The sequence below is a fragment of the Rhodanobacter sp. LX-99 genome (genome assembly GCF_018599185.1).
Lineage (GTDB): Bacteria > Pseudomonadota > Gammaproteobacteria > Xanthomonadales > Rhodanobacteraceae > Rhodanobacter.
In genome coordinates this window covers 2,016,639-2,042,194 of record NZ_JAHFVL010000001.1, presented here as the reverse complement: position 1 = coordinate 2,042,194, position 25,556 = coordinate 2,016,639, and the positions used below count along the sequence as shown (strand labels likewise).

The following is a 25,556-nucleotide window of genomic DNA, read 5'->3' as shown; positions in this document are numbered from 1 at the left end:
ATAGCCGCAGCTCGCTTTTCCACCGGGCTCCGGTCGGAAAACGCATCGCGGGGGACGCATCCGGATGGTCGCTTCACCTCAAATCGCATCCCTGCTCGGCCGGCGTGGCCGGCTGGAGCTGGACGAACTGCTGGCGACGCTGGTGGTCGACGGCTACCTGCTGGCCGATGACGCCAAGCAGGTGCGCATGGGTGCCCGGGCCGGCCGCAGCACGGTCGAATTGCACCCGCTGGTGCTGATCGCGAACGCCAAGCTGGCTAACCAGCACGAAAAGGGCCGACCGCTCAGCCTGGAGGCCCTGACCGAGTGGCTGGCCGGCCACGCCGGGCTGCCGTACCTCAAGATCGACCCGATGAAGATCAACGTCGCCTCGGTGACCCAGGTGGTGAGCCATGCCTACGCCAAGCGCCACCGGATCCTGCCGATCGCGGCCGCTCCGGGCGAGGTGACGTTCGCCACCTGCGAGCCGTTCGAAGCCGGCTGGGCACCCGACCTCGCGCAGATGCTGCGGCGGGACATCAAGCGCGTGGTGGCCAGCCCGATCGACATCAACCGCTACCTGCAGGAGTTCTACGGCGTCCAGCGCTCGATCCAGCTGGCGCAGGACGCCAAGGGCGGCAGCGATGCCTCTTCGGCGATCCTCAACTTCGAGCAGTTGGTCGAGCTCGGCAAGAGCGGCGAAGTCGGCGCCGATGACCGCCACGTGGTACACATCGTCGACTGGCTGCTGCAGTACGCGTTCGAACAGCGCGCCTCGGACATCCACCTGGAACCACGCCGCGACACCGGGCATATCCGCTTCCGCATCGACGGCGTGATGCAAAAGGTGTTCGAGCTGCCCTCGCCGGTGATGACCGCAGTGACCGCGCGTATCAAGATCCTGGCGCGCATGGACGTGGCCGAAAAACGCCGCCCGCAGGATGGCCGCATCAAGACCCGCTCGTCCTCCGGCCGCGAGGTGGAGCTGCGCATCTCGAACATGCCCACGGCATTCGGTGAGAAGGTGGTGATGCGCATCTTCGACCCGGACCTGGTGGTGAAGGACTTCGCCCAGCTCGGCTTCTCTCCCTCTGAGGGCGCCAACTGGCGCAGCATGGTGGAGCGACCGCACGGCATCGTGCTGGTCACCGGCCCGACCGGTTCGGGCAAGACCACCACGCTGTATTCCACGCTGAAGCATCTGGCCACGCCGGAGCTCAACGTGTGCACGGTGGAGGACCCGATCGAGATGGTCTCGCCGGAGTTCAACCAGATGCAGGTGCATGCGGCGATCGAGCTGGATTTCGCCGCCGGCGTGCGCACGCTGCTGCGACAGGACCCCGACATCATCATGATCGGCGAGATCCGCGACCTGGAAACCGCGCAGATGGCCGTGCAGGCCTCGCTCACCGGCCACCTGGTGCTGTCCACCCTGCATACCAACGACGCGCCGAGCGCGGTCACCCGCCTGCTCGACCTGGGCGTGCCGCATTACCTGATCCAGTCCACCCTGACCGGCGTGGTGGCGCAGCGACTGGTGCGCACGCTGTGCCCGCACTGCAAGCGGGCGAGCGCGCAGGACCTTCAGGCCTGGACCGTACTCACCCACGGCTGGGACATGCCGCTGCCGCAGCAGGTGTTCCAGCCGGTCGGTTGCCTGGAATGCCGCAATACCGGCTTTCTCGGCCGCACCGGCATCTACGAGATGCTGAAGCTGTCGCCGCGCTTGCGTGGCATGATCTCGGCCCAGCTCGACCTGAGCGGGTTCGGCCAGGCCGCACTGTCCGAAGGCATGCGCCCGCTGCGCATCTCGGCCGCGGACCAGGTGGCTGCCGGACTGACCACCGTGCAGGAAATCCTCACCGTCTTGCCGCCGATCGATGCGTTCGACAATATCCAGCCGTAAAGACGTCCAGATGACGCGTGACCGACTCCCCGCATGAAGCCCGTACTGATCATCCGCACCGGTCGCGCGCCGGATCGCATCCGAGCCCGCCACGGCGACTTCCCCCACTGGTTCCGGCTTGGCGCGGGATTGCACCCGCAGCAGCTGCGCATCGTCGACGTCGCGGCCGGCGAGGCACTGCCGGCGCCGCGGGAAGTCGCCGGAGCCATCATCACCGGTTCGGCGGCCATGGTCACCGAGCGCTCGGCATGGAGCGAGCGCACCGCCGGCTGGATCCGCGATGCGATGGATGCCGAATTGCCTCTATTCGGCGTCTGCTACGGCCACCAGCTGATGGCACACGCGCTGGGCGGGCGCGTCGATTACTTGCCGGGCGGGCGTGAAATCGGCACCCAGGCGATCGAGTTGTCAGCCGCCGGCGCGCAGGATCCGCTGGCGCGCAGGCTGCCGGCCAGCTTCCGCGCGCACACCACGCACGAACAAAGCGTGATCGAGCCACCAGACGGAGCCGCCGTACTGGCTCGATCGGCACGCGACCCGCATCAACTGCTGCGCTACGGACCGCATGCGCTCAGCGCGCAATTCCATCCGGAGTTCAATGCCGAAGTGATGCGTGCCTATATCCAGCGCAAGCACGCCGATATGCAGCGCGAGGGTACGGACCCGCAGCAGATCTTCAGCGCGGTGGCCGCCACGCCGATCGCCCGCCGGCTGCTACGCCAGTTCTCACGCCACCATCGCTGGATTGCGGTTGCAGGCTGAAGCCTCAGCCACGCAGGCGGCGGGCGATCGCATCGCGCGAGAACAATGCAAACACCACGCCGAACAGAAAACCGCCGATGTGCGCCCACCAGACGTAGGCGCCATAGCTCGGCCCCGCATAGCTGAACAGCAATTGCAGCAGAACCCAGAGGCCGATCAGCAGGAACGCCGGCACCCGCACGAACTCCAGGTACAGGCCCAGCGGCAGCACCAAACCGAGCCGGGCACGCGGAAACAGCGCCACATACGTGCCGACCACCGCCGATACCGCGCCACTGCAGCCGATGATCGGCAGGCGTACGCCGGTCAGGGACAACGCACCGATCAGGTTCGCCACGATCCCGCCCACCACGAACAGCAGCAGGAACCGCAGCGAGCCCAATGCGCGTTCGCCCGGCAAGCCGAAGATCGCCAGAAACAGCAGGTTGCTCAGCAAATGCAGCCAGGTCACATGGATGAACAGCGCCGTGAACAGACGCAGCAAGGCGGGATCGGTCAGCTGCGGCAACAGCGCCTCATGCGGATCGAAGATGTTCGCCGGTACCGTGCCCCATTCCAGCAACAGGGAAACCCGTTGCGTGGCAGGCGTCAGCGCCAGGCCCACGAAACACATGACACAGACCGTCACCACCAACAGGGTGGCCCAGTGCCAACGGGGACGGCGACGTGTTTCGACATGGACAAACAAGAGTCGCTCCCCCAGGACATGTGTCGGCCGCAGGTGTGCCGACCATCATAGGCGATGGCGCATTGCCCGCGGTGATGGAATCGATATTTCGACGCCGGGGAAAACACCCTCACCGTTGCCGATGAGGGTGTTTCAGGATAAAGCCCGAGACGGAGAGCCGTGTGAGCCGGCGATCGGCGATCGCCGCGGCAAACGCCAAAAAGACGAAGGCCTCCCCGGATGGGGAGGCCTTCTAAGGATAAAGCCCCTGGCGGTGACCTACTCTTGCATGGCAAAGCCACACTACCATCGGCGCATGCGCGTTTCACTTCTGAGTTCGGGATGGGATCAGGTGGGACCACGCCGCTATGGCCGCCAGGGAAGGGGTTGAAGCAGCGCCAGTGCGCCGGCTTCAATAAATCGTAAACGAGTGACAAGCGTCGAGGTGAATGCGAATCGGACTTTCGTTAAAACCCGCGAAGCCACTTGGGGTTATATGGTCAAGCCGCACGGCTCATTAGTATCAGTTAGCTGAACGCATTGCTGCGCTTCCACACCTGACCTATCAACCACCTGGTCTTGATGGTGCCTTAAGGAGAGTCAAGCTCTCGGGAGATCTCATCTTGGGGCGTGCTTCCCGCTTAGATGCTTTCAGCGGTTATCACTTCCGTTCGTAGCTACCGGGCAATGCCATGGGCATGACAACCCGAACACCAGCGGAACGTCCACTCCGGTCCTCTCGTACTAGGAGCAGCCCCCCTCAAATCTCCAACGCCCACGACAGATAGGGACCGAACTGTCTCACGACGTTCTGAACCCAGCTCGCGTACCACTTTAAATGGCGAACAGCCATACCCTTGGGACCGGCTACAGCCCCAGGATGTGATGAGCCGACATCGAGGTGCCAAACACCGCCGTCGATATGAACTCTTGGGCGGTATCAGCCTGTTATCCCCGGAGTACCTTTTATCCGTTGAGCGATGGCCCTTCCATACAGAACCACCGGATCACTATGACCTACTTTCGTACCTGCTTGATCCGTCGATCTCGCAGTCAAGCACGCTTATGCCATTGCACACAGTGCGCGATGTCCGACCGCGCTGAGCGTACCTTCGTGCTCCTCCGTTACTCTTTGGGAGGAGACCGCCCCAGTCAAACTACCCACCATACACGGTCCCTGACCCGGATCACGGGCCGAGGTTAGAACGTCAAGCACTTCAGGGTGGTATTTCAAGGATGGCTCCACGCAAACTGGCGTCTGCGCTTCAAAGCCTCCCACCTATCCTACACAGAAGAACTCAACGTTCAGTGTAAAGCTATAGTAAAGGTTCACGGGGTCTTTCCGTCTTGCCGCGGGAACGCTGCATCTTCACAGCGAATTCAATTTCACTGAGTCTCGGGTGGAGACAGCGCCGCTGTCGTTACGCCATTCGTGCAGGTCGGAACTTACCCGACAAGGAATTTCGCTACCTTAGGACCGTTATAGTTACGGCCGCCGTTTACTGGGGCTTCGATCAAGAGCTTCGCCTTGCGGCTGACCCCATCAATTAACCTTCCAGCACCGGGCAGGCGTCACACCCTATACGTCCACTTTCGTGTTTGCAGAGTGCTGTGTTTTTGATAAACAGTCGCAGCGGCCAGGTTACTGCGACCCATCAACGCTCAGTCACGCACGTGACCACGTCGATGGGCGCACCTTCTCCCGAAGTTACGGTGCCATTTTGCCTAGTTCCTTCACCCGAGTTCTCTCAAGCGCCTTGGGATTCTCACCCTGCCTACCAGTGTCGGTTTACGGTACGGTTTTTCTACAGCTGAAGCTTAGTGGCTTTTCCTGGAAGCGTAGTATCAGTCACTTCGTCCAAATAGGACTCGTCTCGGTGCTCGGCATAAAGGGCCCCGGATTTGCCTAAGACCCATGCCTACCGCCTTTCCCCGGGACAACCAACGCCCGGTAGACCTAACTTTCTCCGTCCCCACATCGCACTGTAGAAAAGTGCTGGAATATTAACCAGCTTCCCATCGACTACGCATTTCTGCCTCGCCTTAGGGGCCGACTCACCCTGCGCCGATGAACGTTGCGCGAGGAAACCTTGGGCTTTCGGCGTGGGGGCTTTTCACCCCCATTATCGTTACTCATGTCAGCATTCGCACTTCCGATACCTCCAGCAGACTTTACAATCCACCTTCACAGGCTTACGGAACGCTCCTCTACCGCGTACACCTAAAGGTGCACACCCCGAGCTTCGGTGCATAGCTTAGCCCCGTTAAATCTTCCGCGCAGACCGACTCGACCAGTGAGCTATTACGCTTTCTTTAAAGGATGGCTGCTTCTAAGCCAACCTCCTGGCTGTCTATGCCTTTCCACATCGTTTTCCACTTAGCTATGACTTTGGGACCTTAGCTGCGGGTCTGGGTTGTTTCCCTTTTCACGACGGACGTTAGCACCCGCCGTGTGTCTCCCGGATAGTCTGTCCTGGTATTCGGAGTTTGCCATGGTTTGGTAAGTCGCGATGACCCCCTAGCCATAACAGTGCTCTACCCCCAGGAAGATTCGTCCGAGGCGCTACCTAAATAGCTTTCGAGGAGAACCAGCTATCTCCGAGTTTGTTTAGCCTTTCACTCCTATCCTCAGCTCATCCCCATCTATTGCAACAGATGTGGGTTCGGTCCTCCAGTGCGTGTTACCGCACCTTCAACCTGGCCAAGGATAGATCACTCGGTTTCGGGTCTACTGCCAGAGACTATGCGCCCTATTCAGACTCGATTTCTCTTCGCCTCCCCTATACGGTTAAGCTTGCCACTGACAGTAAGTCGCTGACCCATTATACAAAAGGTACGCAGTCACCCTTGCGGGCTTCCACTGCTTGTACGTATACGGTTTCAGGGTCTATTTCACTCCCCTCTCCGGGGTTCTTTTCGCCTTTCCCTCACGGTACTAGTTCGCTATCGGTCAGTCAGTAGTATTTAGCCTTGGAGGATGGTCCCCCCATGTTCAGACAAGGTTTCACGTGCCCCGCCTTACTCAATTTCACACAAAGTGCCCTTTCGTCGACTGGGCTATCACCATCTATGGCCGGCCTTTCCATGCCGTTTGACTAGAACACAATGTGCTTTTGGGCTAGTCCCCGTTCGCTCGTCGCTACTCAGGGAATCTCGGTTGATTTCTTTTCCTCCGGGTACTTAGATATTTCAGTTCCCCGGGTTCGCCCCGTACACCTATGTATTCAGTGCACGGTACCGCTTGCGCGGTGGGTTTCCCCATTCGGACATTGCCGGATCAAAGCTTGTTGCCAGCTCCCCGACACTTTTCGCAGGCTGCCACGTCCTTCATCGCCTCTGACTGCCAAGGCATCCACCGTATACGCTTAGTCGCTTGACCATATAACCCCAAGTCGCCTCGGGGCCTACACCCTCCTCAGGTGCAGCCAAGTTACTTCGTTTTCGTGCCTTAACACTTGTCTCGGTTCGGTTCGAACCAAGACGCTTGTCACTCGTTTACGTGTTTTCAAAGAACATCACACCGGCCTCAATGCCGGATGATTTCAAAATCTTGGGTGTGCTGATACTTCACGCGGCGCTTGATGGTGGAGCCTGTCGGGATCGAACCGACGACCCCCTGCTTGCAAAGCAGGTGCTCTCCCAGCTGAGCTAAGGCCCCTTGAGGAGTCCGCCCAGGGAAGGGCGGTCTTGATCTGCCCTTCGCGGATGGACTCGCGTGAGGTAATGGTGGGTCTGGGTGGACTCGAACCACCGGCCTCACCCTTATCAGGGGTGCGCTCTAACCACCTGAGCTACAGACCCAGAGATCGAGCCCCAGAACCTACGCCAGCCTGCCTCGAACCTGGGTTCGGACCGGCTTTTGTTGAAGAGTCCGGCCATGGATGGCCGGTTTTGCTCTTCGCAAAAGGGACTTTGCGTAAAGTACAGGTGTCTTGTGTGGACGTCTTGCGTGAAGACTCACGCCGTCATTTCTTGAAAGGAGGTGATCCAGCCGCACCTTCCGATACGGCTACCTTGTTACGACTTCACCCCAGTCATGGACCACTCCGTGGGCGTCGTCCTCCTTGCGGTTAGACTAACGCCTTCTGGAGCAACCCACTCCCATGGTGTGACGGGCGGTGTGTACAAGGCCCGGGAACGTATTCACCGCGGCATAGCTGATCCGCGATTACTAGCGATTCCGACTTCACGGAGTCGAGTTGCAGACTCCGATCCGGACTGGGATCGGCTTTCTGGGATTGGCTCCACCTCGCGGTATGGCAACCCTCTGTACCGACCATTGTAGTACGTGTGTAGCCCTGGCCGTAAGGGCCATGATGACTTGACGTCATCCCCACCTTCCTCCGGTTTGTCACCGGCAGTCTCCTTAGAGTTCCCACCATGATGTGCTGGCAACTAAGGACAAGGGTTGCGCTCGTTGCGGGACTTAACCCAACATCTCACGACACGAGCTGACGACAGCCATGCAGCACCTGTGTTCCGATTCCCGAAGGCACTCCCGCATCTCTGCAGGATTCCGGACATGTCAAGGCCAGGTAAGGTTCTTCGCGTTGCATCGAATTAAACCACATACTCCACCGCTTGTGCGGGCCCCCGTCAATTCCTTTGAGTTTCAGTCTTGCGACCGTACTCCCCAGGCGGCGAACTTAACGCGTTAGCTTCGACACTGATCTCCGAGTTGAGACCAACATCCAGTTCGCATCGTTTAGGGCGTGGACTACCAGGGTATCTAATCCTGTTTGCTCCCCACGCTTTCGTGCTTCAGCGTCAGTGTTGTCCCAGATGGCCGCCTTCGCCACTGATGTTCCTCCCGATCTCTACGCATTTCACCGCTACACCGGGAATTCCACCATCCTCTGACACACTCTAGCTGCCCAGTATCCATCGCCATTCCCAGGTTGAGCCCGGGGATTTCACGACAGACTTAAACAACCGCCTACGCACCCTTTACGCCCAGTAATTCCGATTAACGCTTGCACCCTTCGTATTACCGCGGCTGCTGGCACGAAGTTAGCCGGTGCTTATTCCTCAGGTACCGTCAGCCCCACAGGTTATTAACCCGTGGTATTTCGTTCCTGATAAAAGTGCTTTACAACCCGAAGGCCTTCTTCACACACGCGGCATTGCTGGATCAGGCTTGCGCCCATTGTCCAATATTCCCCACTGCTGCCTCCCGTAGGAGTCTGGGCCGTGTCTCAGTCCCAGTGTGGCTGATCATCCTCTCAGACCAGCTAGCGATCGTCGCCTTGGTAGGCCATTACCCTACCAACTAGCTAATCGCACATCGGTCCGTCCAACCGCGCGAGGCCCGAAGGTCCCCCGCTTTCTCCCGTAGGACGTATGCGGTATTAGTCCCGGTTTCCCGAGGTTATCCCCCACGTCTGGGTAGGTCCCGATGCATTACTCACCCGTCCGCCACTCGCCACCCAAGGAGCAAGCTCCTCTGTGCTGCCGTTCGACTTGCATGTGTTAGGCATGCCGCCAGCGTTCAATCTGAGCCAGGATCAAACTCTTCACTTAAGTTTTCGATCGTCCGGAGACGATCTATCTTTCTGAAGCGTTCTTCCCAACCAATCAAAACTCATTACTGACTTTTACTTGGTGGGACGCTTGCATTGCTTGGACAGGTCGCAACCCTCCAACACAAGACGTCCACACAATTCACCTGCGCACACTGTCAAAGATCTTCCCGCCGACCACCGTTTCGGTGATCACCCCGCAACCTTTCGTCCCGGGTGAGCCGCCCATTCTACATCGCTTTTCTAGACCGTCAACACCCTCGGCGAAGCTTCTTCGAGGTCCCGTCAGTCCATCTTGCGACGTTGGGCGACTGCGGGCCGCGAATAATACGGGCTGTGTTTTATTTGGCAAGCGTTTCTTGAGAAAAATTTCACGAAATCTTCGCAAGCGACTGTGGCGTCGCCGAATTTTCTTTTTCGCAGAGTGTCCGCACCGCCACGCCTGCCGGCGCGGACGTGGCGAAATCAGGCGAGCACGAGCTTCACACGGGCAAAGTTGCGCTTGCCCACCTGCAGTACGCCCTCGAAGCCGGCGCTGAAGACGCGCTGTGCATCCACCACCACTTCGGCGTCGATGCGCACGGCGCGCTCCTTCAACTTGCGGTTTGCCTCGGAGTTGCTGGCGGTGAGTCCTGCCGCGGTCAGCAAGGCCGCCAGCCGCATGCCTTCAGCCGGCACCACGACGTCGGCCTGCGGCAGCAGCGAAGTATCGCCTTCGCCGCGTACGACGGCATGCCAGCCCGCGATCGCCTGCTCGGCGGCCGCCGTGTCGTGAAAGCGTGCAGCCAGCTCGCGCGCGAGGCGCAGCTTGGCGTCGCGCGGGTTGAGTGCACCGCTGGCAATGTCCTGCTCCATCCGGGCCAGCTCGTCCAGCGACACGTCGAAGCTGAGCAACTCGAACCAGCGCCACATCAGTTCGTCGCCGATCCTCATGGTCTTGGTGACGATGTCGATCGCCGGCTCGTTGATGCCGATGTAGTTGCCAAGCGACTTGGACATCTTGTTGATGCCATCCAGGCCTTCCAGCAGCGGCATGGTCAACACGATCTGCGGCGGCTGGCCGTGGTGTTCCTGCAGCGCGCGGCCCATCAGCAGGTTGAACTTCTGGTCGGTGCCGCCCAGTTCCACGTCCGCCTTCAACGCCACCGAGTCGTAGCCCTGCACCAGCGGATACAGGAATTCGTGGATCGCGATCGGCTGCTGCGCCGCATAGCGCTTGGTGAAGTCGTCGCGCTCGAGCATGCGCGCCACGGTGTGCTGGGCAGCCAGCCTGATCATGTCGGCCGCCGACATCTGGCCGAACCATTCGGAATTGAAGCGCAGCTCGGTCCTCTCGCGGTCAAGCACTTTGTAGACCTGCTCGGCATAGGTCTCGGCGTTGGCCAGCACGTCTTCGCGGCTGAGCGGCTTGCGGGTGACGTTCTTGCCGGTAGGGTCGCCGATCATGCCGGTGAAGTCGCCGATCAGGAAGATCACCTGGTGACCCAGGTCCTGAAACTGGCGCATCTTGTTCAGCAACACGGTGTGGCCCAGGTGCAGATCCGGCGCCGTCGGGTCGAAGCCGGCCTTGATCCGCAGCGGGCGACCGCTTTTCAGACGCTCGGCCAGATCCTCCCGCTTGATGATTTCGTCGGCGCCGCGCGCAATCGTGGCCAGCGCCTGCTCAAGCTCGCTCATGGGTTTCTCTCTGATGAAGTGGGCAGCGGCCCGCAATGTGACCGTGCCGTCAACGTTAATTGTGTGTTAACCAGGAATGCGTTGCAAACCCTTGATGCGAAAGGCGTTGACGCCCTTTGCACATGACCGTTATGGTACGCGAAGTTTGTTACTTTGTAGCGCGGGCGTGTACAGCATGGCAGAAGAAAAGCAGGGGGCGCGGCAAACCCGCAAGCAGGCGATCTGTCGCAAGGCACAGCGTCGGCACTCCCACTTCTACGAGCGCCGTGCACACTGGTCGTTCAATCGCTCGGGCGAGATCGAGCCGATCCGCTGGAACCGCGAGCGTCTGGTACTCGCCGGCACCGCGCTGCTGATCACCCTGTTGTCCGGCTTCATCATGCCCGCCTGGGCCAGCGCAATGCGTCCCGCGCCCACGCCGGAAGTGCACTCGTTGCTGCCGCTGGCGCTGCCCAAGATCGCGCCGGTCAGCGTCACGGCCGCGACCGTGGACGACTGGCAGGTGGTGCGGGTGCAGCCGGGCCAGACGCTGTCGGATATTTTCACCGCCCGCGGCCTCGACATGACCGATCTGCAGAAGGTGATGGACGCCGCCGCCGGCGCGAAATCCGCCCTGCACAGCATCCGTCCGGGCCAGGAATTCGACTTCCTGCTCGGCAGCGACGGCAGCCTCAAGGGTTTCCGCTTCGATCGCGACCAGGCCAGCCGCGCCACCGTCCGTCTCGACGGCGCGCAGCCCACCGTCGCCATCCAGCAGCGCGACATGGACCTGCGCGAACAGGTGGCGCATGGCGTGATCCGCAGCAGCCTGTACGCTGCCGGTGACCAGGCCGGCATGGATGCGGCGATGGTGGGCAAGCTTGCCGACCTGTTCAAGTACGACATCGACTTCGTGCAGGATCTCCGCGTCGGCGACAGCTTCACAGTGATCTACGACGACATCTACCGCGACGGCGTGCGCTACGGCCAGGGCAACATCATCGCCGCCGAGTTCGTCAACCAGGGCAAGCGCTACACCGCCTACCGCTTCAAGAAGGCCGACGGCAGCTACGGCTGGTACAGCGAAGACGGACGGCCGATCCAGAAATCGTTCCTGCGCATCCCGGTCGATTTCACCCGCATATCCTCGCAGTTCACCGCGGCCCGCATGCACCCGATCCTCGGCCGCATGCGGGCGCACAAGGGCGTCGACTACGCCGCGCCCAGCGGCACCCCGATCCATGCGGCCGGCGACGGCGTGATCAAGTACCACGGCTGGGAGCGCGGCTACGGCAACTTCGTGGTGATCCAGCACGACAAGACCATCAGCACCGCCTACGGCCACATGTCGCGCTTCGTGAAGGGTCAACACGTGGGCGAACGCGTGCGCCAGGGCGAAGTGATCGGCTACGTCGGCATGACCGGCCTCGCCACCGGCCCGCACCTGCACTACGAATTCCGCGTCAACGGCGTACAGCGCAACCCGCAGACGGTCACGCTGCCCAAGCCCCAGCCGCTGCCGGCCGCGCAGATGGCGCGTTTCAAGGCCGAAGTGGTGAAACCCCAGCTGGCGCGCCTGACCGAACTGGACTCCCGCATCAAGCTGGCGCGTGCCAACGCCCCCGCCAACCACGACAACTGAGCGTCCGCCGCGCGTGGACGACGACGCCTCGGCGCTCTACCTCGGACTGATCTCCGGCACCAGCGCGGACAGCATCGACAGCGTGCTGGTCAGCTTCAGCCGCGGCGTGCCGCAGCTGCTGGCCAGCCACGCGCATCCCTGGCCCACGGCGCTGCGTGAACGCATGCTTGCCCTGGCCCAGGGCGAAACCGCACTGGACCTGGATACGTTTGGACGGCTGGACGTCGAAATCGGCCACGGCTTCGCCGACGCGGCGCTGCAGCTGCTCGAACACAGCGGTACCCCGGCAACAGCCGTCCGCGCGATCGGCTCGCATGGCCAGACCCTGCGCCACCGCCCGACCGGGACGTATCCGTTCACGCTGCAACTGGGCGATCCCAGCGTGATCGCCGAACGCTGCAGCATCGACGTGGTGGCGGATTTCCGCCGCGCCGACATCGCCGCGGGCGGGCAGGGCGCGCCCTTGCTGCCGGCGCTGCACGCGATGCTGCTGGCCCGGCCGGGACATGCGCGGGTGGTGCTCAACCTCGGCGGCATCGCCAACATCACCGTGCTTGGCGCCGACGGCCGCGTGCTCGGCTTCGACACCGGCCCGGCCAACGGCCTGCTCGATGCCTGGTGCCTGCGCCAGCGCGGCGAGCCGTTCGACCGCGACGGCGCGTACGCCGCCAGCGGCCGCCCCGACGCCGGCTTGCTCGATGCCTTGCTGGCCGATCCCTACTTCGCGCTGCCGCCGCCGAAAAGCACCGGACGCGAGCATTTCCACCTGGCGTGGCTGGCCACGCGTGCGCCATTCGCCGCGCTGGATCCGGCCGACGTGCAGGCAACCCTGCTGGAACTCACCGCGCGCAGCGTCGCCATGGCGATCGCACAACACGCGCCGGACGCGGAAGAGGTGCTGACTTGCGGCGGCGGCGTGCACAACGGCGCGCTGATGCGGCGGCTGGGCGAACTGCTGGCGCCCCGCGCACTGCTGAGCACATCGCGCTACGGCATCGACCCGGATTTCCTCGAAGCTACCGCGTTCGCCTGGCTGGCACGACAGCGCCTGCTCGGCCTGCCCGGCAACCTGCCGGCGGTCACCGGCGCGCGCGGACCGCGGGTGCTTGGCGCGATCTACTCCGCGCCTGCCGCGGGTTCGTCGTAACGGATGCGCTCCGGCGCCAGCTGGGTCGGGCGGGTCTGCGCCAGCGCGCGCAGCGCTTCCTGGAACACTCCCTGTTCCGCAGCTTCCCACTGGCCTTCGAGCACGGTCAGCGCCTCCGGGTCGCGCAGGCTTTCGCTGAAATGCTGGGCGGCCGAGATGCCCAGGCCATTGCGCAAGGCGTGCAGCATCACGTCGTTGATCGAGCACTGGCGTTCCCTGGCCAGCGCCCGGATGCGCTCGGTGAGCAGACTGTCGACGTGCTGCAAGATCATGTCCGGCACAAGCGTCACTCCCTGTTGCACGTGCCCCCTGTCGTGCCGGATGCTTGCACAGCCATGACGAAGCCAGGCGTCGCGACGACGATTCCGTGGATGACTTGGCAGTTTTACTGTGAGCGCCGCCACGCTGCCCGGCTGGGCGCCTACGCAGCCGCTTCCGCCGCCACGCGTGCGCGTTCGACGCCGCGGAAGTAGCGCCACAGACAGGCGAACAGCAGCATCGACGGCAGCACCGCCAGCACCGTGATGACGAAGTAGCCGCCGTAGCCGGTGGCCGTGGCGATGCCGCCGGCGAAAAAGCCGAGCAGCTTGCCGGGCAGGTTGACCAGCGAGCTCAGCAGCGCGTACTGCGTCGCGGTGTGCTGGCGGTTGACCAGCGAGGACAGGAACGCCACCGTCGGCGGCCCCAGCATGCCCAGGGTCAGGTTTTCGCCGGAGATCACCAGGGTCAGCACCAGCAGGTTGCCGGGGTGGGCGATCAGCAACAGGTACAGCAGGTTGCTGCAGCCGCACAGCACGATGGTGACGCCGAGCGGACGCCACGCGCCCCAGCGCGCCACCGCGGCGCCGCCGATGAACACGCCGACGATGCCGATCCAGATGCCGTAGATCTTGGTGATGGTGCCGATCTCGGTCTTGGAGAAACCCATGTCGCGATAGAACGGGCTCATGATGCCGCCGATCGTGGCCTGCTCGGGCATCTTGAACAGCAGCAGGAACAGCAGCGTCACGCCGGCCAGCGCCCAGCCGTAGCGACGGAAGAAATCGGCGAACGGATCGATCACGCTCTCGCGCATCGCGTCGCGCCAGCGCGCAGCCCGTACCCGCAGCACGTCCGGCTCGCGCGCCATCAGCGTGGTCGCCAGCGGCACCGCCATCGCGATCGCCATCAACGCGTAGACCAGCCGCCACGGCAGGTGGTCGGCCAGGATCAGCGCCACCGCGCCGGCCAGCAGCAGCCCGATCCGGTAGCCCAGCGAGTAGGTGGCGACCAGCGCGCCCTGCGCCTCGATCGGCGCGATCTCGATGCGGTAGGCATCCACCGCGATGTCCTGGGTCGCGCCAAAGAACGCCACCGCCAGCGTGGCCGCCACGAACGGAGCCAGCTGCGCCGGCGTCAGCACCGCCATCGCCAGCAACCCGACCGTCACGCCCAGCTGCGCAAACAGCAGCCAGCCGCGGCGCTGGCCGAGCCGGGCGAAGCCGGGGATTCGCCAATGGTCGAGCAGCGGCGCCCACACGAACTTGAACGCGTAGGTCATGCCGGCGCTGGCGATCATCGTGATGTCTTTCAGCTCGATGCCGTTTTCCTTCAGCCAGTACGCCAGCGTGCCGGCCACCAGCAGGAACGGCAGGCCGGAGGAAAAGCCGAACAGGAACATCGTCCACGCCGCCGGCTGGGCGAACGCCCGCCATACCGACGGCTTCGCCGGCTTACGTGGCAGCGGCTCAGTCGGCATAGTCGACTGTGTACGGCGCGTGGTCGGAGAAGCGTTCGTCGCGGTAGATCGAGCAGGACTTGAGACGCTGGCGCAAGGACGGCGTGATGACCTGGTAGTCGATGCGCCAACCCACGTTGTTCGCGCGCGCCTGGCCGCGGTTCGACCACCAGGTGTATTCGACGGCGTCCGGCTTGATCGCGCGGAAGCTGTCGACCCAGCCGCGCTCGTGGAACAGCAGGTCCAGCCACGCGCGCTCTTCCGGCAGGCAGCCGGAGTTCTTCTGGTTGGACGACCAGTTCTTGATGTCGTTCCTCGTGTGCACGATGTTCCAGTCGCCGCAGATCACGTAGTCCCGGCCGCTTTTCAGCCACGCATCGAAGATCGGCGTGATCCACTCCATCGCCTTGAACTTGAACTGCTGGCGCTCGTCGCCGGAGGAGCCGGACGGGAAATACAGCGAGACCACGCTGAGATTGCCGAAGCGCGCCTCGATGTAGCGGCCTTCGTTGTCGAACTCGTCCCAGCCCAGTTCGGTCAGCACCTGGTCCGGCTCGCGCCTGGCGTAGATCGCCACGCCGCTGTAGCCCTTCTTGCTGCTGGCGTCGCGGTAGAAGCAGTGGTGGCCGTCGGGTCGGAACATCGCGTCGGTCAGCTGGCCTTCCTGCGCCTTGGTTTCCTGCAGGCAGATCACGTCGGCGTCCTGCTTGCGCAGCCAGTCGAACACGCCCTTGGTGGCGGCCGAGCGGATGCCGTTGGCGTTGAGGCTGATGATGCGCATGGACTCTCCCGATCTCGTGATGGGTGATCATAACAACCACGGCACCCCGCCACCGCCATGGAAGCGAACATGCCAGCCACTGCCGCCATCCGCGTCGTCCCGGTCGACGACGCACTGCGCCCGAAGCTGCTGGGCCTGCACGTACTGCCGGTCCAGCGCGGCTGGGTCGGCGCGATCGCCGACCTGCTGGCCGACGTGGCGCTGTGCCCCGACAGCGAAGCGATGGCGATCCTGCGTGGCGACACGCCGGTCGGCTACTACTGCGTCGAAGCCACGCCGCGCGGTGTGACGGGGCGCGACCTCGAACCGCCGTCGCTGGGCCTGCGCGGGTTCTTCATCGATGCCGCCTGGCAAGGCCGCGGCCTGGGTCAACTGGCGTTGCAGGCCATGTTCGCCGACCTCGCCCGGCGTCGCCCGTGGGCGCGCCAACTGGTGCTGATGGTCGACCGCAGCAACCACGCGGCCCTGCGGCTGTACCAGCGCGCCGGCTTCGACGACAGCGGCGAGCTGTACCATGGCGGGCGTTCCGGCCCGCAGCGCCTGCTGCGGCGGCCACTGCCCTGACTCCACCGCTTGCGAGACGTACCCGTGCACGATTACCAGCGCGACTTCATCGAACTCACACTGCAACGCGAAGTACTGCGCTTCGGCGATTTCACCCTGAAATCCGGCCGCCACAGCCCGTACTTCTTCAACATGGGGCGGATCGACTCCGGCGCCGCGCTGGCCCAACTCGGCCGCGCCTATGCCGCCGCCGTGATGAACGCCGGCATCGCCGTCGACATGCTGTTCGGCCCCGCCTACAAGGGCATCGCGCTGGCCGCCGCCACCGCGATCGCGCTGGCCGACGGCCACGGCCGCGACCTGCCGTGGGCCTACAACCGCAAGGAGGCGAAGGATCACGGCGAGGGCGGCGTGCTGGTCGGCGCCCCGCTCAAGGGCCGCGTGCTGATCGTCGACGACGTGATGACCGCCGGCACCGCGGTGCGCGAATCGCTGGCGCTGATCCGCGCGCACGGCGCCACGCCTGCCGGCGTGCTGATCGCGCTGGACCGGCAGGAGCGCGGCCAGGGCGAACGCTCCGCCGCACAGGAAGTGGCCGCCGACTATGGCATCCCGGTGATCGCGATCACCGGCCTCGACGACGTGCTGGCATATGCCGGCGAGCGCCCGCAGCTGGCCGCCGAGCATGCCCGCCTGCTGGCTTACCGCGAGCGCTACGGGGTTCAGCGTTGAGAGCCTGTTCGGCCGATAGACTCAGGCGAACCCGGTCACACTGGCGGCCGCTGCCGTCGGCGCGGAACTAGGCAGCGCGATAACGCTGGCTATACTGGGCAACGAGAGAGGAATCCATGCGCAAACCATTGCTCGTCATTGCTGCTGTCGTACTGGTCGCGAGCCTGTCGGCGCGCGCCCAGAACACCGGCAACATCCGTTACAAGTGGTACGACGGGCAAGGCCTGATGCACTTCAGTGACAGCCTCACCGCCGAAGCGATGAAGTACGGCTACGACCTGGTCAACGACCGTGGCCTGGTGGTGCAACACGTACCGCGCCAGCTGACCGCCGCAGAACGCGCCGCGGCCAACAAGCTGGCCGCCGAACAGGCGGCCAAACAGCGCGCCGCGCAGGAGCGCGCAAACGCCGACACGCAGATGCTGGCGGCCTATCCGGACGAGGAGTCCTACCAGATCTCGCTGCAGCAGGCGCTGGACACCATCGACCAGCAGATCCACACCACCCAGATCAACCTGCGCAGCCAGGAAAAGGCCCTGACCGACCTGCTCGGCCGCGCGGCCGACCTCGAGAACGCCAAGAGCCCGGTGCCGAAATTCCTGGCCGACAGCATCGCGCAGCAGCGCAACGTGGTCGCCACCCTGCGCAACACGCTGCGCCGCCAGCAGACCTTGCACGCACAGACCGTGCAACAGCAGGTCGGGCAGTTGGCGCACTATCGCGAACTCAAGGCGGCGCAGGAGCAGCCGGCGGAGTAGGGCAGTTCTGCGGCGATGTGAACCCCGCCATCCGCCGGAATGAGCCTCGACATCCTGTCCAGGCCCGCGATGTCAGAAGGGCAGCTTCAGCCCGGGATCCACTGCCAGCAGCTGCTGGCGGAAGACCTGCTGGATCCGCTTCAGCGCGACCGGGCTGTCCGCCTCGAAACGCAGCACCAGCACCGGCGTGGTGTTCGACGCGCGCACCAGTCCCCAGCCGTCCGGCCAGTCCGCGCGCATGCCGTCGATGGTGACCAGGGTGGCGTCCTCGAAATTGGCCTGCTGGCGCAGCTTGTCCATGAAGCGGTAGTGCTCGCCCTCGGCCAGCTCGACCTTCAGTTCCGGCGTGGAGACGCTCTTCGGCAACGTCGCGAAGATCTCCTCCGGGCGGCGCCCCTGCAGGTCGCCGGCGAGGATCTCCAGCAGCCGCGCGGCGGCGTAGACGCCGTCGTCGAAGCCGTACCAGCGCTCCTTGAAGAAGAAGTGCCCGCTCATCTCGCCGGCCAGTTCGGCGCCGGTCTCGCGCATCTTCGCCTTGATCAGCGAATGCCCGGTGCGCCACATCAGCGGACTGCCGCCGGCATCCAGGATCTGCCCCTTCAGGTGGCTGGTGCACTTCACGTCGTAGATGATCGTGGCGCCGGGCTGGCGCGACAGCACGTCGCGCGCGAACAGCATCAGCAGGCGGTCGGGATAGATGATCTCGCCGCCCTTGGTGACCACGCCGAGGCGGTCGCCATCGCCGTCGAACGCCATGCCCAGGTCGGCCCCGGTCTGTCTCACCGCGAGGATCAGGTCTTCTAGGTTGGCCGGATCGGACGGGTCCGGATGGTGGTTCGGGAACGTGCCGTCGACGTCGCAGTACAGCGGGATCACCTCGCAACCGACGCCCTCCAGCACCTGCGGCGCGATCGCGCCGGGAATGCCGTTGCCGCAATCGACCACGACCTTCAGGCGGCGCTCGGCCAGCACGTCGGAGATGATCTTCTCGATATAGTCCGGCGCCACGTCGACCTGGCGCAGGCCACCGCCGCCGCCGCTGGCCAGCGCGCCGCTGGCGATGCGCTGGTACAGGTCCTGGATCGCCCCTTCGGACAGCGTCTCGCCGCCGACCACGATCTTGAAGCCGTTGTAGTCCGGCGGGTTGTGGCTGCCGGTGACGGCCACGCCGCAGCCGGTGTTGAAGCGGTAGGTGGCGTAGTACACCACCGGCGTCGGCACTGCGCCGATGTCGATCACGTCCACGCCGGCCTCGCGCAGGCCTTCGGCCAGTGCCCCGGCCAGTTCCGGCCCGGACAGCCGGCCATCGCGGCCGACCACGATCTCGCGCAGGCCCTTCTCGCCCATCAGCGTGCCGATCGACTGGCCCAGCACGCGCGCCACGTCCTTGTTCAAGGTCTTGCCGACCACGCCGCGCACGTCGTACGCGCGGAAGATGCCCGGGTCCACGCCGACCGCCGCCGCAACCGGCGGCGCGGCCGGCGCCGGCGGTCGGACGCGGACCGCCGCGACCTTGGGGACTTCGACCGCGGCTTCGGGCTGTTCCGCTTCGGACGGTGCCCGCAGATGGCGCAGGCGCAGCCACAGCAGGTAGCCGCCGCCACCGAGGCCGAACAAGGTCAGCAGCCCGCTCAGCAGCCACGAACGCGGCAACACGATGAAGGCACCCGGCAGGCCGGCGCCGACACTGAACACGCTGCCCGCGATCGGCTTGCCGGCCGCCTCGGCTTCGGCCGAGGTGGTGCCGTGCGAGAACAGCTGCACGTAGCCGCTATCGTCGCCCTGGCGCAGGTCGAGGCGGCCGCCGGCTGGCGAAACCGCGGCGAAACGCTGCCTCAGCGGAGCGAACGGCAACTCGACCCAGGCCCAGGCCTGGGCTTGCTGCGGCGGCCCCAGCGGAATCACCAGGCTCAGCCGGCGATCGCCGTTGCCATAGGAGACGCTCTGCGCCAGCGGCACGCCTTCGGCACTCTGCGCGGCCATCAGCTGGGCCGCCTTGGCGTAGCCGAATTCGCGGTAATTGGCCTTGAGCACCTCGCTGAGGTCGCCGCTGTACAGTTCCAGCTTCTTCGCCTGCGGCAGTTGCTGGCGCAGCGCCGCGGCGGACCGCGCCGGGTCGCTCATCAAGGTTGCCGGGTCCACGCCTGCCAGCACCTTTTCGACCGCACCGCGCTGACTGGCGATTTCCCGGGACAGCGCCTGGACGGCCTCGTCCTGGGCCATATGCACGCGCTGGATCGCATTGCCTTCGTCGGCAATCAGCCAGGTCTGCCACGCACAGAACAGACCCAGCAGCAGCAGCACGGTGCCGCCGGCCAGCGGCAGCAGCGCCTGCCAGTCGACCCGCAGGCCTCGCAGCCGTTCGTTCGCGATGTTCAACGCCATACCCGCCCCCGCGGCTGTAGCCTAGGGCCGGCCCGACCCGCTCGGGCCAGCCCGGCTGATTATTGGATGCCGGTGGAACCGAACCCGCCGCCGCCGCGTTCGCTTGGCGCGAAATCGGCCACGACGTTCAACCGTGCCTGCGCCACCGGCACCAGCAGCAGCTGGGCGATGCGGTCGCCCACCGCGATGGTGTACGACTGGCTGCCGCGATTCCAGCACGAAATCATCAACGGCCCCTGGTAGTCGGCATCGATCACCCCGACCAGGTTGCCCATCACCAGCCCGTGCTTGTGGCCCAGCCCCGAGCGCGGCACGACCAGCGCGCACCAGCCCGGGTCGCCGATGTGGATCGCGATGCCGCTGGGCACCAGTGCGCTTTCGCCCGGCGCCAGGGTCAGCGGCGCGTCCAATGCGGCGCGCAGGTCCATGCCGGCACTGCCGGGCGTGGCGGCCTGCGGCAGCGGGATGCTGTCGCCGAGACGCGGATCGAGGATCTTCAGTTCGACGTCGATCGTCATCCGCGCGTCGCCCGGTAGCGTGCGGCCACGTGGGCGATCAGCTGACGCGCCAGCTCGGCTTTCGCCGCCCGCGGCAGTTCGACGGCGCCGTCGGCCCAGTACAACGTCAACGCATTGTCGGCCGCCTCGAAACCGAGACCGCCGCCCACCTGGTTTGCCGCAATCATGTCCAGCCCCTTGTGGCGCAGCTTGCCCTGCGCATAGCTCGCCACATCATGCGTCTCCGCGGCGAATCCGACCAGGAACGGGTGCGCGGTTTGCGCGGAAAGGCTGGCCAGGATGTCCGGGTTCTCGCCGAGGCGCAGGGTCAGCTCGCTGCCGTCGCGCTTTTTCAGCTTCTGCGCGGATACCTCCAGCGGCCGGTAGTCGCCGACCGCGGCCGCACCGATATAGACGTCCGCCTGTGCGGCGGCGGCCAGTACCGCCGCGTGCATCTGCGCCGCACTGCGCACGTCGACGCGGCGCGCCACGCCGGCCGGCGTGGCCAGGCTTACCGGCCCGGCCACCAGGGTCACTTCGGCACCGGCCTGGGCGGCGGCTTCGGCCACCGCGAAACCCATGCGGCCGGAGCTGCGGTTGCCGATGAAACGCACCGGGTCGATGTCCTCGTAGGTAGGGCCGGCGCTGACCAGCACCTTCAGCCCGGCCAGCGAACGATCGCCGAACGAGGCCACCAGCGCATCGCGCAATTCGTGCGGCTCCAGCATGCGGCCGCTGCCGACGTCGCCGCAGGCCTGGTCGCCCACCGCCGGCCCCAGCAGCTGCGCGCCGTGCTGGCGCAAGGTGGCGATATTCGCCTGCACCGCCGGGTGCGCCCACATCTGCTGGTTCATCGCCGGCGCCAGGTACAGCGGCGCGGCGCTGGCCAGGCACAGCGTGGTCAACAGGTCGTCGGCCATGCCGTGCGCCAGCCGCGCCAGCAGGTCGGCGCTGGCCGGCGCCACCAGAATGCGTTCCGCCCAGCGCGCCAGTTCGATATGACCCATCGCCGCCTCGGCCTGCGCGTCCCACAGGCTGACCCGCACGGCCTGGCCGGACAGCGCCTGGAACGTGGTGGGGCTGACGAAGTGGGTGGCGCCCTCGGTCATCACCACGCGCACCTCGGCATCGAGATCGCGCAGGCGGCGGACCAGTTCGCAGGACTTGTAGGCGGCGATGCCGCCCGACACTCCGAGCAGGATGCGGCGTTGGGCAAGACTCATGTAAGGCGGGCCTGACAATCGGGCAGAGGCCTAGCTTACCGGATTCACTCGTCTTGCCCGCTGCCCGGCGGCGGCGCCAGCGGGCAAGCTGGGAGCATGAGCATCCGCGACTGGCCCGAAGGCGAACGTCCCCGCGAAAAACTGCTGGCGCGCGGCAGCAGCGCGCTATCCGACGCCGAGCTGCTGGCGGTGCTGCTGGGCAGCGGCAGCCGCGGCAAGGACGCGCTGGCGCTGGGCCGCGAACTGCTGAATACCGCCGGCAGCCTGGGCACCCTGCTCAGCCGCAGCGAACGGCACATTCGCGTCGGCGGACTGGGACCGGTCAAGCGTGCACGCATCGCCGCCGCGCTGGAGCTGGCACGGCGCAGCCTGGCCGAACAGCTGCTGGAGAGACCCAGCCTGGGCAATCCGCGCGACAGCGGCGACTACCTGCGTGCACGCCTGCGCCATCTGCCGTACGAGGTGTTCGGCTGCCTGTACCTGGACAACCGCCACCGCGTGCTGGCATTCGAGGAGCTGTTCCGCGGCACCGTCGATGGCGCCAGCGTGCACCCGCGCGAGGTGGTGCGGGCCTGCCTGCAGCACAATGCCTGCGCGGTGATCTTCGCCCACAACCACCCCTCCGGCGTGGCCGAACCCAGCGCCGCCGACCGCGCGATCACCCACGAGTTGCGCGACGCGCTGCAACTGGTCGGCGTGCGCGTGCTCGACCACCTGGTGATCGGCAGCGGCGAGCCGGTGTCGATGGCGGCCCGCGGCCTGATCTGAGGACCTGTTCACGGACAAAAAAAACGGCGTGGCACAAGCCACGCCGCGGGGCCGATTGGGGAGGTGGAGAGAGCGGCGTCTCCGTCGCCACACCATGGAGGGGAGTTCATGGCGCGACCCAGCCAGTATCGCAGCGCCGCATGACAAACGGATGACGCACGCGAGCCTCGAAAACGCCGCCAAGATGCCGAAACTTATGCACAAAGCGGTGATACCGGCACTTGCCGCGCCTATCGGGTCTTTGGCTCTAGGTTGTCTGCATAATCAATTGATATACATAAACAATTTCTTTCGATTGCTGAATTCCCGGTACGCCCGGGCGAACCTGAAGCCGCCAGCTGTCGCTTTCCCCACAGACTTATCCACAAGACGGCTCGCCGCGGCGCATCAAAATCCGTTCGCATGGTGCTACCCCATCAGCCCGCGCCGTGTCGCCCCATCCCGGCGCGTTTCGCCGGCATGACGGTCTGTTAGGATTGGCGGTTCCATCACGAAACCGACCCCACCCGTGAAAGAACAGCTGCGCGAACTGGTGCTGCAGGCGATCCAGTCCCTGCAAGACGATGCCACCCTGCCTGCCGATCTCAGCCTGCCCGGCTTCGTGATCGAGCGCGCGCGCAGCCGCGAACATGGTGATTTCGCCAGCAATGTGGCGATGCTGCTGGCAAAACCGGCACGCGCCAAGCCGCGCGAGCTGGCCGAGAAACTGGTCGCCGCGCTGCCGGCGAATACCCTGGTGGAGAAGGTCGAGATCGCCGGCCCCGGCTTCATCAACTTCTTCCTCGGCGCCGGCGCCTATCACGCCGAGGTACGCCGGATCATGGCCGAAGGCGACGCCTACGGGCGCAGCGCCGGCGGCCACGGCAAGACTGTCGGCGTGGAATTCGTCTCGGCCAACCCGACCGGCCCGCTGCACGTGGGCCACGGCCGCGCCGCGGCGATCGGCGACTGCCTGAGCCGCCTGCTCGCCGCCACCGGCTGGAACGTGAAGCGCGAGTTCTACTACAACGACGCCGGCGTGCAGATCGCCAACCTGGCGATATCGGTGCAGGCGCGCGCCCGCGGCATCACCCCGGACGACAGCGGCTGGCCGGAGAACGGCTACCGCGGCGACTACATCGCCGACGTGGCGCGCGCCTATCTCGACCGCGAGTCGGTGGTCGCCGATGGCGAGACGGTGACCGCGGCCGGCGACGTCGACGACCTCGACGCGATCCGCCGCTTCGCCGTGGCCAGCCTGCGCCGCGAGCAGGACCTGGACCTGCAGGCGTTCGGCGTGGGCTTCGATACCTATTTCCTCGAATCGTCGCTGTACACCGACGGCAAGGTGGAGGAGACCGTGCGCGAGCTGGTCGCGCACGGCCACACCTACGAGGACGGCGGCGCGCTGTGGCTGCGCACCACCGATTTCGGTGACGACAAGGACCGCGTGATGCGCAAGTCCGACGGCACCTATACCTACTTCCTGCCCGACGTGGCCTACCACCTGAGCAAGTGGCAGCGCGGCTACGAACGCGCGATCACCGAGCTGGGTTCGGACCACCACGGTTCGCTGGCGCGGGTGAAGGCCGGCCTGCAGGCGCTCGACTGCGGCATCCCGAAGGGCTGGCCGGAATACGTGCTGCACCAGATGGTGACGGTGATGAAGGGCGGCGAGGAGGTGAAGATCTCCAAGCGCGCCGGCAGCTACGTCACCCTGCGCGACCTGATCGACGAGGTCGGCAGGGACGCCACGCGCTACTTCCTGATCTCGCGCAAGTCCGACTCGCAGCTGGTGTTCGACATCGACCTGGCGCGCTCGCAGTCGAACGACAACCCGGTCTACTACATCCAGTACGCGCATGCCCGCGTCTGCAGCGTGCTGCGCCAGGCGCCGGAGAAGGGCTTCACGGTCGACCTCGCCGACGGCCTCGCCCAGCTGGCGCGGCTGGACAACGAGCACGAGCAGATCCTGCTCACCGAGCTGTCGAAGTACCCTGAACTGGTCGAGGCCGCGGCGGCGAACCTGGAGCCGCACCTAGTCGCGGCGTGGCTGCGCGAACTGGCCAACGCGTTCCACACCTACTACAACTCGCACCAGTTCCTGGTCGAGGACGCCAGCTTGCGCAACGCGCGCCTGGCGCTGGTGGTGGCGACCCGCCAGGTGTTGAAGAATGGTCTGGATTTGTTGGGCCTCGGCGCCCCGGAGAAGATGTAATGGCAGCACGCAAGGGCAGGGGCCGGCAGGCCGTGCGCAACGGCAGCAACGGTTTCCCGGGCTGGGGTTACGCGGTCATCGGCCTGGTGGCCGGCGCGATCCTGATGGCCGTGATGATGCGCGGCAGCCTGCTGACCAGCCTGCGCAAGGCCGACGGCCCGCAGGCGAATCCGCAGGCCACGGCCGAGCGCGGCAGCGCGCCGGGCGTGCTCGAATCGACCGGCGACAACGCACCGAAGAAGCCGCAATTCGACTTCTATTCGGTGCTGTCGGAGAAAGAAGTGCGCATCCCCGACGCCGAGATCAGCGCGCAGGCGCGCGTCGAGCAGCAGCAGAAGCAGCAACAGGCGGCACAGCTGCAGGCGCAGCAGGCCGCCCAGGCGGCGCCGACGACGGCGCCGGCCAACGCACCGGCCGCGGTCAGCCAGGACGTCACCGCCGCGCCGGCCACCGCCGTGCCGCAACCCGCTGCCGGCAGCGGCTACCTGCTGCAGGTCGGCGCCTTCCCGAACGCCGCCGACGCGGAAACGCTGAAGGCGAAACTCGCGCTGCAGGGCTTCGTCGCCAACGTGCAGTCGGTCAATATCGGCGGGCAGACCTACAACCGCGTGCGCCTCGGCCCGTTCCGCTCGGCCACCGAGCTGGAGTCGACCAAGCAGCGCCTGGCCGGCGCCGGCATCAACGCGATCGCGCTGAAGGAAGGCCGCTAAGCCTGC

At 65.2% G+C, this 25,556-nt stretch carries 18 protein-coding genes, 2 tRNA genes and 3 rRNA genes; 10 read left to right on the top strand and 13 right to left on the bottom strand.

Annotated elements, in window-relative coordinates; translation table 11 throughout:
* Window positions 1-64: 64 nt before the first annotated feature.
* Both KK131_RS09380 and KK131_RS09375 read left to right on the top strand, forming a co-directional pair.
* Window positions 65-1,885: a GspE/PulE family protein gene (locus tag KK131_RS09380; protein ID WP_214556379.1), complete on the top strand. Its 1,821-nt coding sequence runs from the start codon at window positions 65-67 to the stop codon at window positions 1,883-1,885.
* Between the two features lie 33 nt (window positions 1,886-1,918).
* Window positions 1,919-2,647: a glutamine amidotransferase gene (locus KK131_RS09375; RefSeq protein ID WP_214556378.1), complete on the top strand. Its 729-nt coding sequence runs from the start codon at window positions 1,919-1,921 to the stop codon at window positions 2,645-2,647.
* A 4-nt stretch (window positions 2,648-2,651) separates the two neighbouring features.
* On the opposite strand, the gene KK131_RS09370 is transcribed toward KK131_RS09375, so the two are convergent.
* The 7 genes from KK131_RS09370 to tyrS all read right to left on the bottom strand — a co-directional run bounded on the left by KK131_RS09370 (window position 2,652) and on the right by tyrS (window position 10,510).
* Window positions 2,652-3,335 carry a rhomboid family intramembrane serine protease gene (locus tag KK131_RS09370; protein ID WP_214556377.1) on the bottom strand — a complete coding sequence of 228 codons (684 nt, stop codon included), beginning with the start codon at window positions 3,333-3,335 and terminating at the stop codon, window positions 2,652-2,654.
* A 245-nt stretch (window positions 3,336-3,580) separates the two neighbouring features.
* Window positions 3,581-3,694 (bottom strand): 5S ribosomal RNA (rrf, locus tag KK131_RS09365).
* Window positions 3,695-3,810: 116 nt separating this feature from the next.
* A 23S ribosomal RNA gene (locus KK131_RS09360) occupies window positions 3,811-6,693 on the bottom strand.
* A 203-nt stretch (window positions 6,694-6,896) separates the two neighbouring features.
* Window positions 6,897-6,972 (bottom strand) — tRNA-Ala (locus KK131_RS09355).
* A 66-nt stretch (window positions 6,973-7,038) separates the two neighbouring features.
* Window positions 7,039-7,115, bottom strand: a tRNA-Ile gene (locus tag KK131_RS09350).
* A 174-nt stretch (window positions 7,116-7,289) separates the two neighbouring features.
* Window positions 7,290-8,834 (bottom strand): 16S ribosomal RNA (locus tag KK131_RS09345).
* The 16S, 23S and 5S rRNA genes sit together here with 2 tRNA genes alongside, the layout of an rRNA operon.
* A 464-nt stretch (window positions 8,835-9,298) precedes the next feature.
* Complete coding sequence (gene tyrS, locus KK131_RS09340) at window positions 9,299-10,510, bottom strand: tyrosine--tRNA ligase (protein ID WP_214556376.1); 1,212 nt, start codon at window positions 10,508-10,510, stop codon at window positions 9,299-9,301.
* A 175-nt stretch (window positions 10,511-10,685) separates the two neighbouring features.
* On the opposite strand from tyrS, the gene KK131_RS09335 reads away from it, so the two are divergent.
* Both KK131_RS09335 and KK131_RS09330 read left to right on the top strand, forming a co-directional pair.
* Window positions 10,686-12,131, top strand: coding sequence for a peptidoglycan DD-metalloendopeptidase family protein (locus tag KK131_RS09335; protein WP_214556375.1), 1,446 nt, complete (start codon window positions 10,686-10,688; stop codon window positions 12,129-12,131).
* A 13-nt stretch (window positions 12,132-12,144) separates the two neighbouring features.
* Window positions 12,145-13,278, top strand: a complete 1,134-nt coding sequence (locus KK131_RS09330) for an anhydro-N-acetylmuramic acid kinase (RefSeq protein ID WP_214556374.1) — start codon at window positions 12,145-12,147, stop codon at window positions 13,276-13,278.
* Here the strand turns inward: KK131_RS09330 and KK131_RS09325 are convergent.
* The 3 genes from KK131_RS09325 to KK131_RS09315 all read right to left on the bottom strand — a co-directional run bounded on the left by KK131_RS09325 (window position 13,248) and on the right by KK131_RS09315 (window position 15,776).
* Entirely contained in the window at window positions 13,248-13,550 is a 303-nt protein-coding gene (locus tag KK131_RS09325) for a hypothetical protein (protein ID WP_250887436.1), read from the bottom strand. The two genes, KK131_RS09330 and KK131_RS09325, sit on opposite strands and share 31 nt — an antisense overlap.
* 149 nt (window positions 13,551-13,699) lie before the next feature.
* Window positions 13,700-14,938 carry an MFS transporter gene (locus tag KK131_RS09320; RefSeq protein WP_214556702.1) on the bottom strand — a complete coding sequence of 413 codons (1,239 nt, stop codon included), beginning with the start codon at window positions 14,936-14,938 and terminating at the stop codon, window positions 13,700-13,702.
* 67 nt (window positions 14,939-15,005) lie between these two features.
* Window positions 15,006-15,776 carry an exodeoxyribonuclease III gene (locus tag KK131_RS09315; RefSeq protein ID WP_214556372.1) on the bottom strand — a complete coding sequence of 257 codons (771 nt, stop codon included), beginning with the start codon at window positions 15,774-15,776 and terminating at the stop codon, window positions 15,006-15,008.
* 69 nt (window positions 15,777-15,845) lie between these two features.
* Between KK131_RS09315 and KK131_RS09310 the strand changes: the two genes are divergently transcribed.
* The 3 genes from KK131_RS09310 (at window position 15,846) to KK131_RS09300 (ending at window position 17,770) form a co-directional block, all read left to right on the top strand.
* Complete coding sequence (locus KK131_RS09310) at window positions 15,846-16,340, top strand: GNAT family N-acetyltransferase (RefSeq protein ID WP_214556371.1); 495 nt, start codon at window positions 15,846-15,848, stop codon at window positions 16,338-16,340.
* Between the two features lie 24 nt (window positions 16,341-16,364).
* Window positions 16,365-17,012 carry an orotate phosphoribosyltransferase gene (pyrE, locus tag KK131_RS09305; protein WP_214556701.1) on the top strand — a complete coding sequence of 216 codons (648 nt, stop codon included), beginning with the start codon at window positions 16,365-16,367 and terminating at the stop codon, window positions 17,010-17,012.
* Window positions 17,013-17,128: 116 nt separating this feature from the next.
* Complete coding sequence (locus KK131_RS09300; protein WP_214556370.1) at window positions 17,129-17,770, top strand: DUF4124 domain-containing protein; 642 nt, start codon at window positions 17,129-17,131, stop codon at window positions 17,768-17,770.
* A 72-nt stretch (window positions 17,771-17,842) separates the two neighbouring features.
* Here the strand turns inward: KK131_RS09300 and KK131_RS17665 are convergent, their stop codons facing one another.
* From KK131_RS17665 to coaBC, 3 genes are read right to left on the bottom strand one after another with little or no spacing between them, the layout of a single operon-like run.
* Window positions 17,843-20,155, bottom strand: coding sequence for a phosphomannomutase/phosphoglucomutase (locus KK131_RS17665; RefSeq protein WP_250887430.1), 2,313 nt, complete (start codon window positions 20,153-20,155; stop codon window positions 17,843-17,845).
* Window positions 20,156-20,214: 59 nt separating this feature from the next.
* The gene (gene dut, locus KK131_RS09290) at window positions 20,215-20,673 is read right to left on the bottom strand and encodes a dUTP diphosphatase (RefSeq protein ID WP_214556369.1); all 459 of its coding nucleotides are present in this window, start codon (window positions 20,671-20,673) and stop codon (window positions 20,215-20,217) included.
* On the bottom strand, window positions 20,670-21,875 hold the full coding sequence (gene coaBC / locus KK131_RS09285) for a bifunctional phosphopantothenoylcysteine decarboxylase/phosphopantothenate--cysteine ligase CoaBC (RefSeq protein WP_214556368.1): 1,206 nt from the start codon (window positions 21,873-21,875) through the stop codon (window positions 20,670-20,672). Before coaBC ends, dut begins: the two co-directional genes overlap by 4 nt.
* 96 nt (window positions 21,876-21,971) lie before the next feature.
* On the opposite strand from coaBC, the gene radC reads away from it, so the two are divergent.
* From radC to KK131_RS09270, 3 genes are all read left to right on the top strand, one after another.
* A complete protein-coding gene (radC, locus tag KK131_RS09280) occupies window positions 21,972-22,643 on the top strand; it encodes a DNA repair protein RadC (RefSeq protein WP_214556367.1) in 672 nt (223 codons plus the stop codon).
* A 508-nt stretch (window positions 22,644-23,151) separates the two neighbouring features.
* Window positions 23,152-24,840, top strand: a complete 1,689-nt coding sequence (gene argS, locus KK131_RS09275; protein WP_214556366.1) for an arginine--tRNA ligase — start codon at window positions 23,152-23,154, stop codon at window positions 24,838-24,840.
* The gene (locus KK131_RS09270; protein ID WP_214556365.1) at window positions 24,840-25,550 is read left to right on the top strand and encodes an SPOR domain-containing protein; all 711 of its coding nucleotides are present in this window, start codon (window positions 24,840-24,842) and stop codon (window positions 25,548-25,550) included. Before argS ends, KK131_RS09270 begins: the two co-directional genes overlap by 1 nt.
* The last annotated feature ends 6 nt before the right edge of the window (window positions 25,551-25,556 follow it).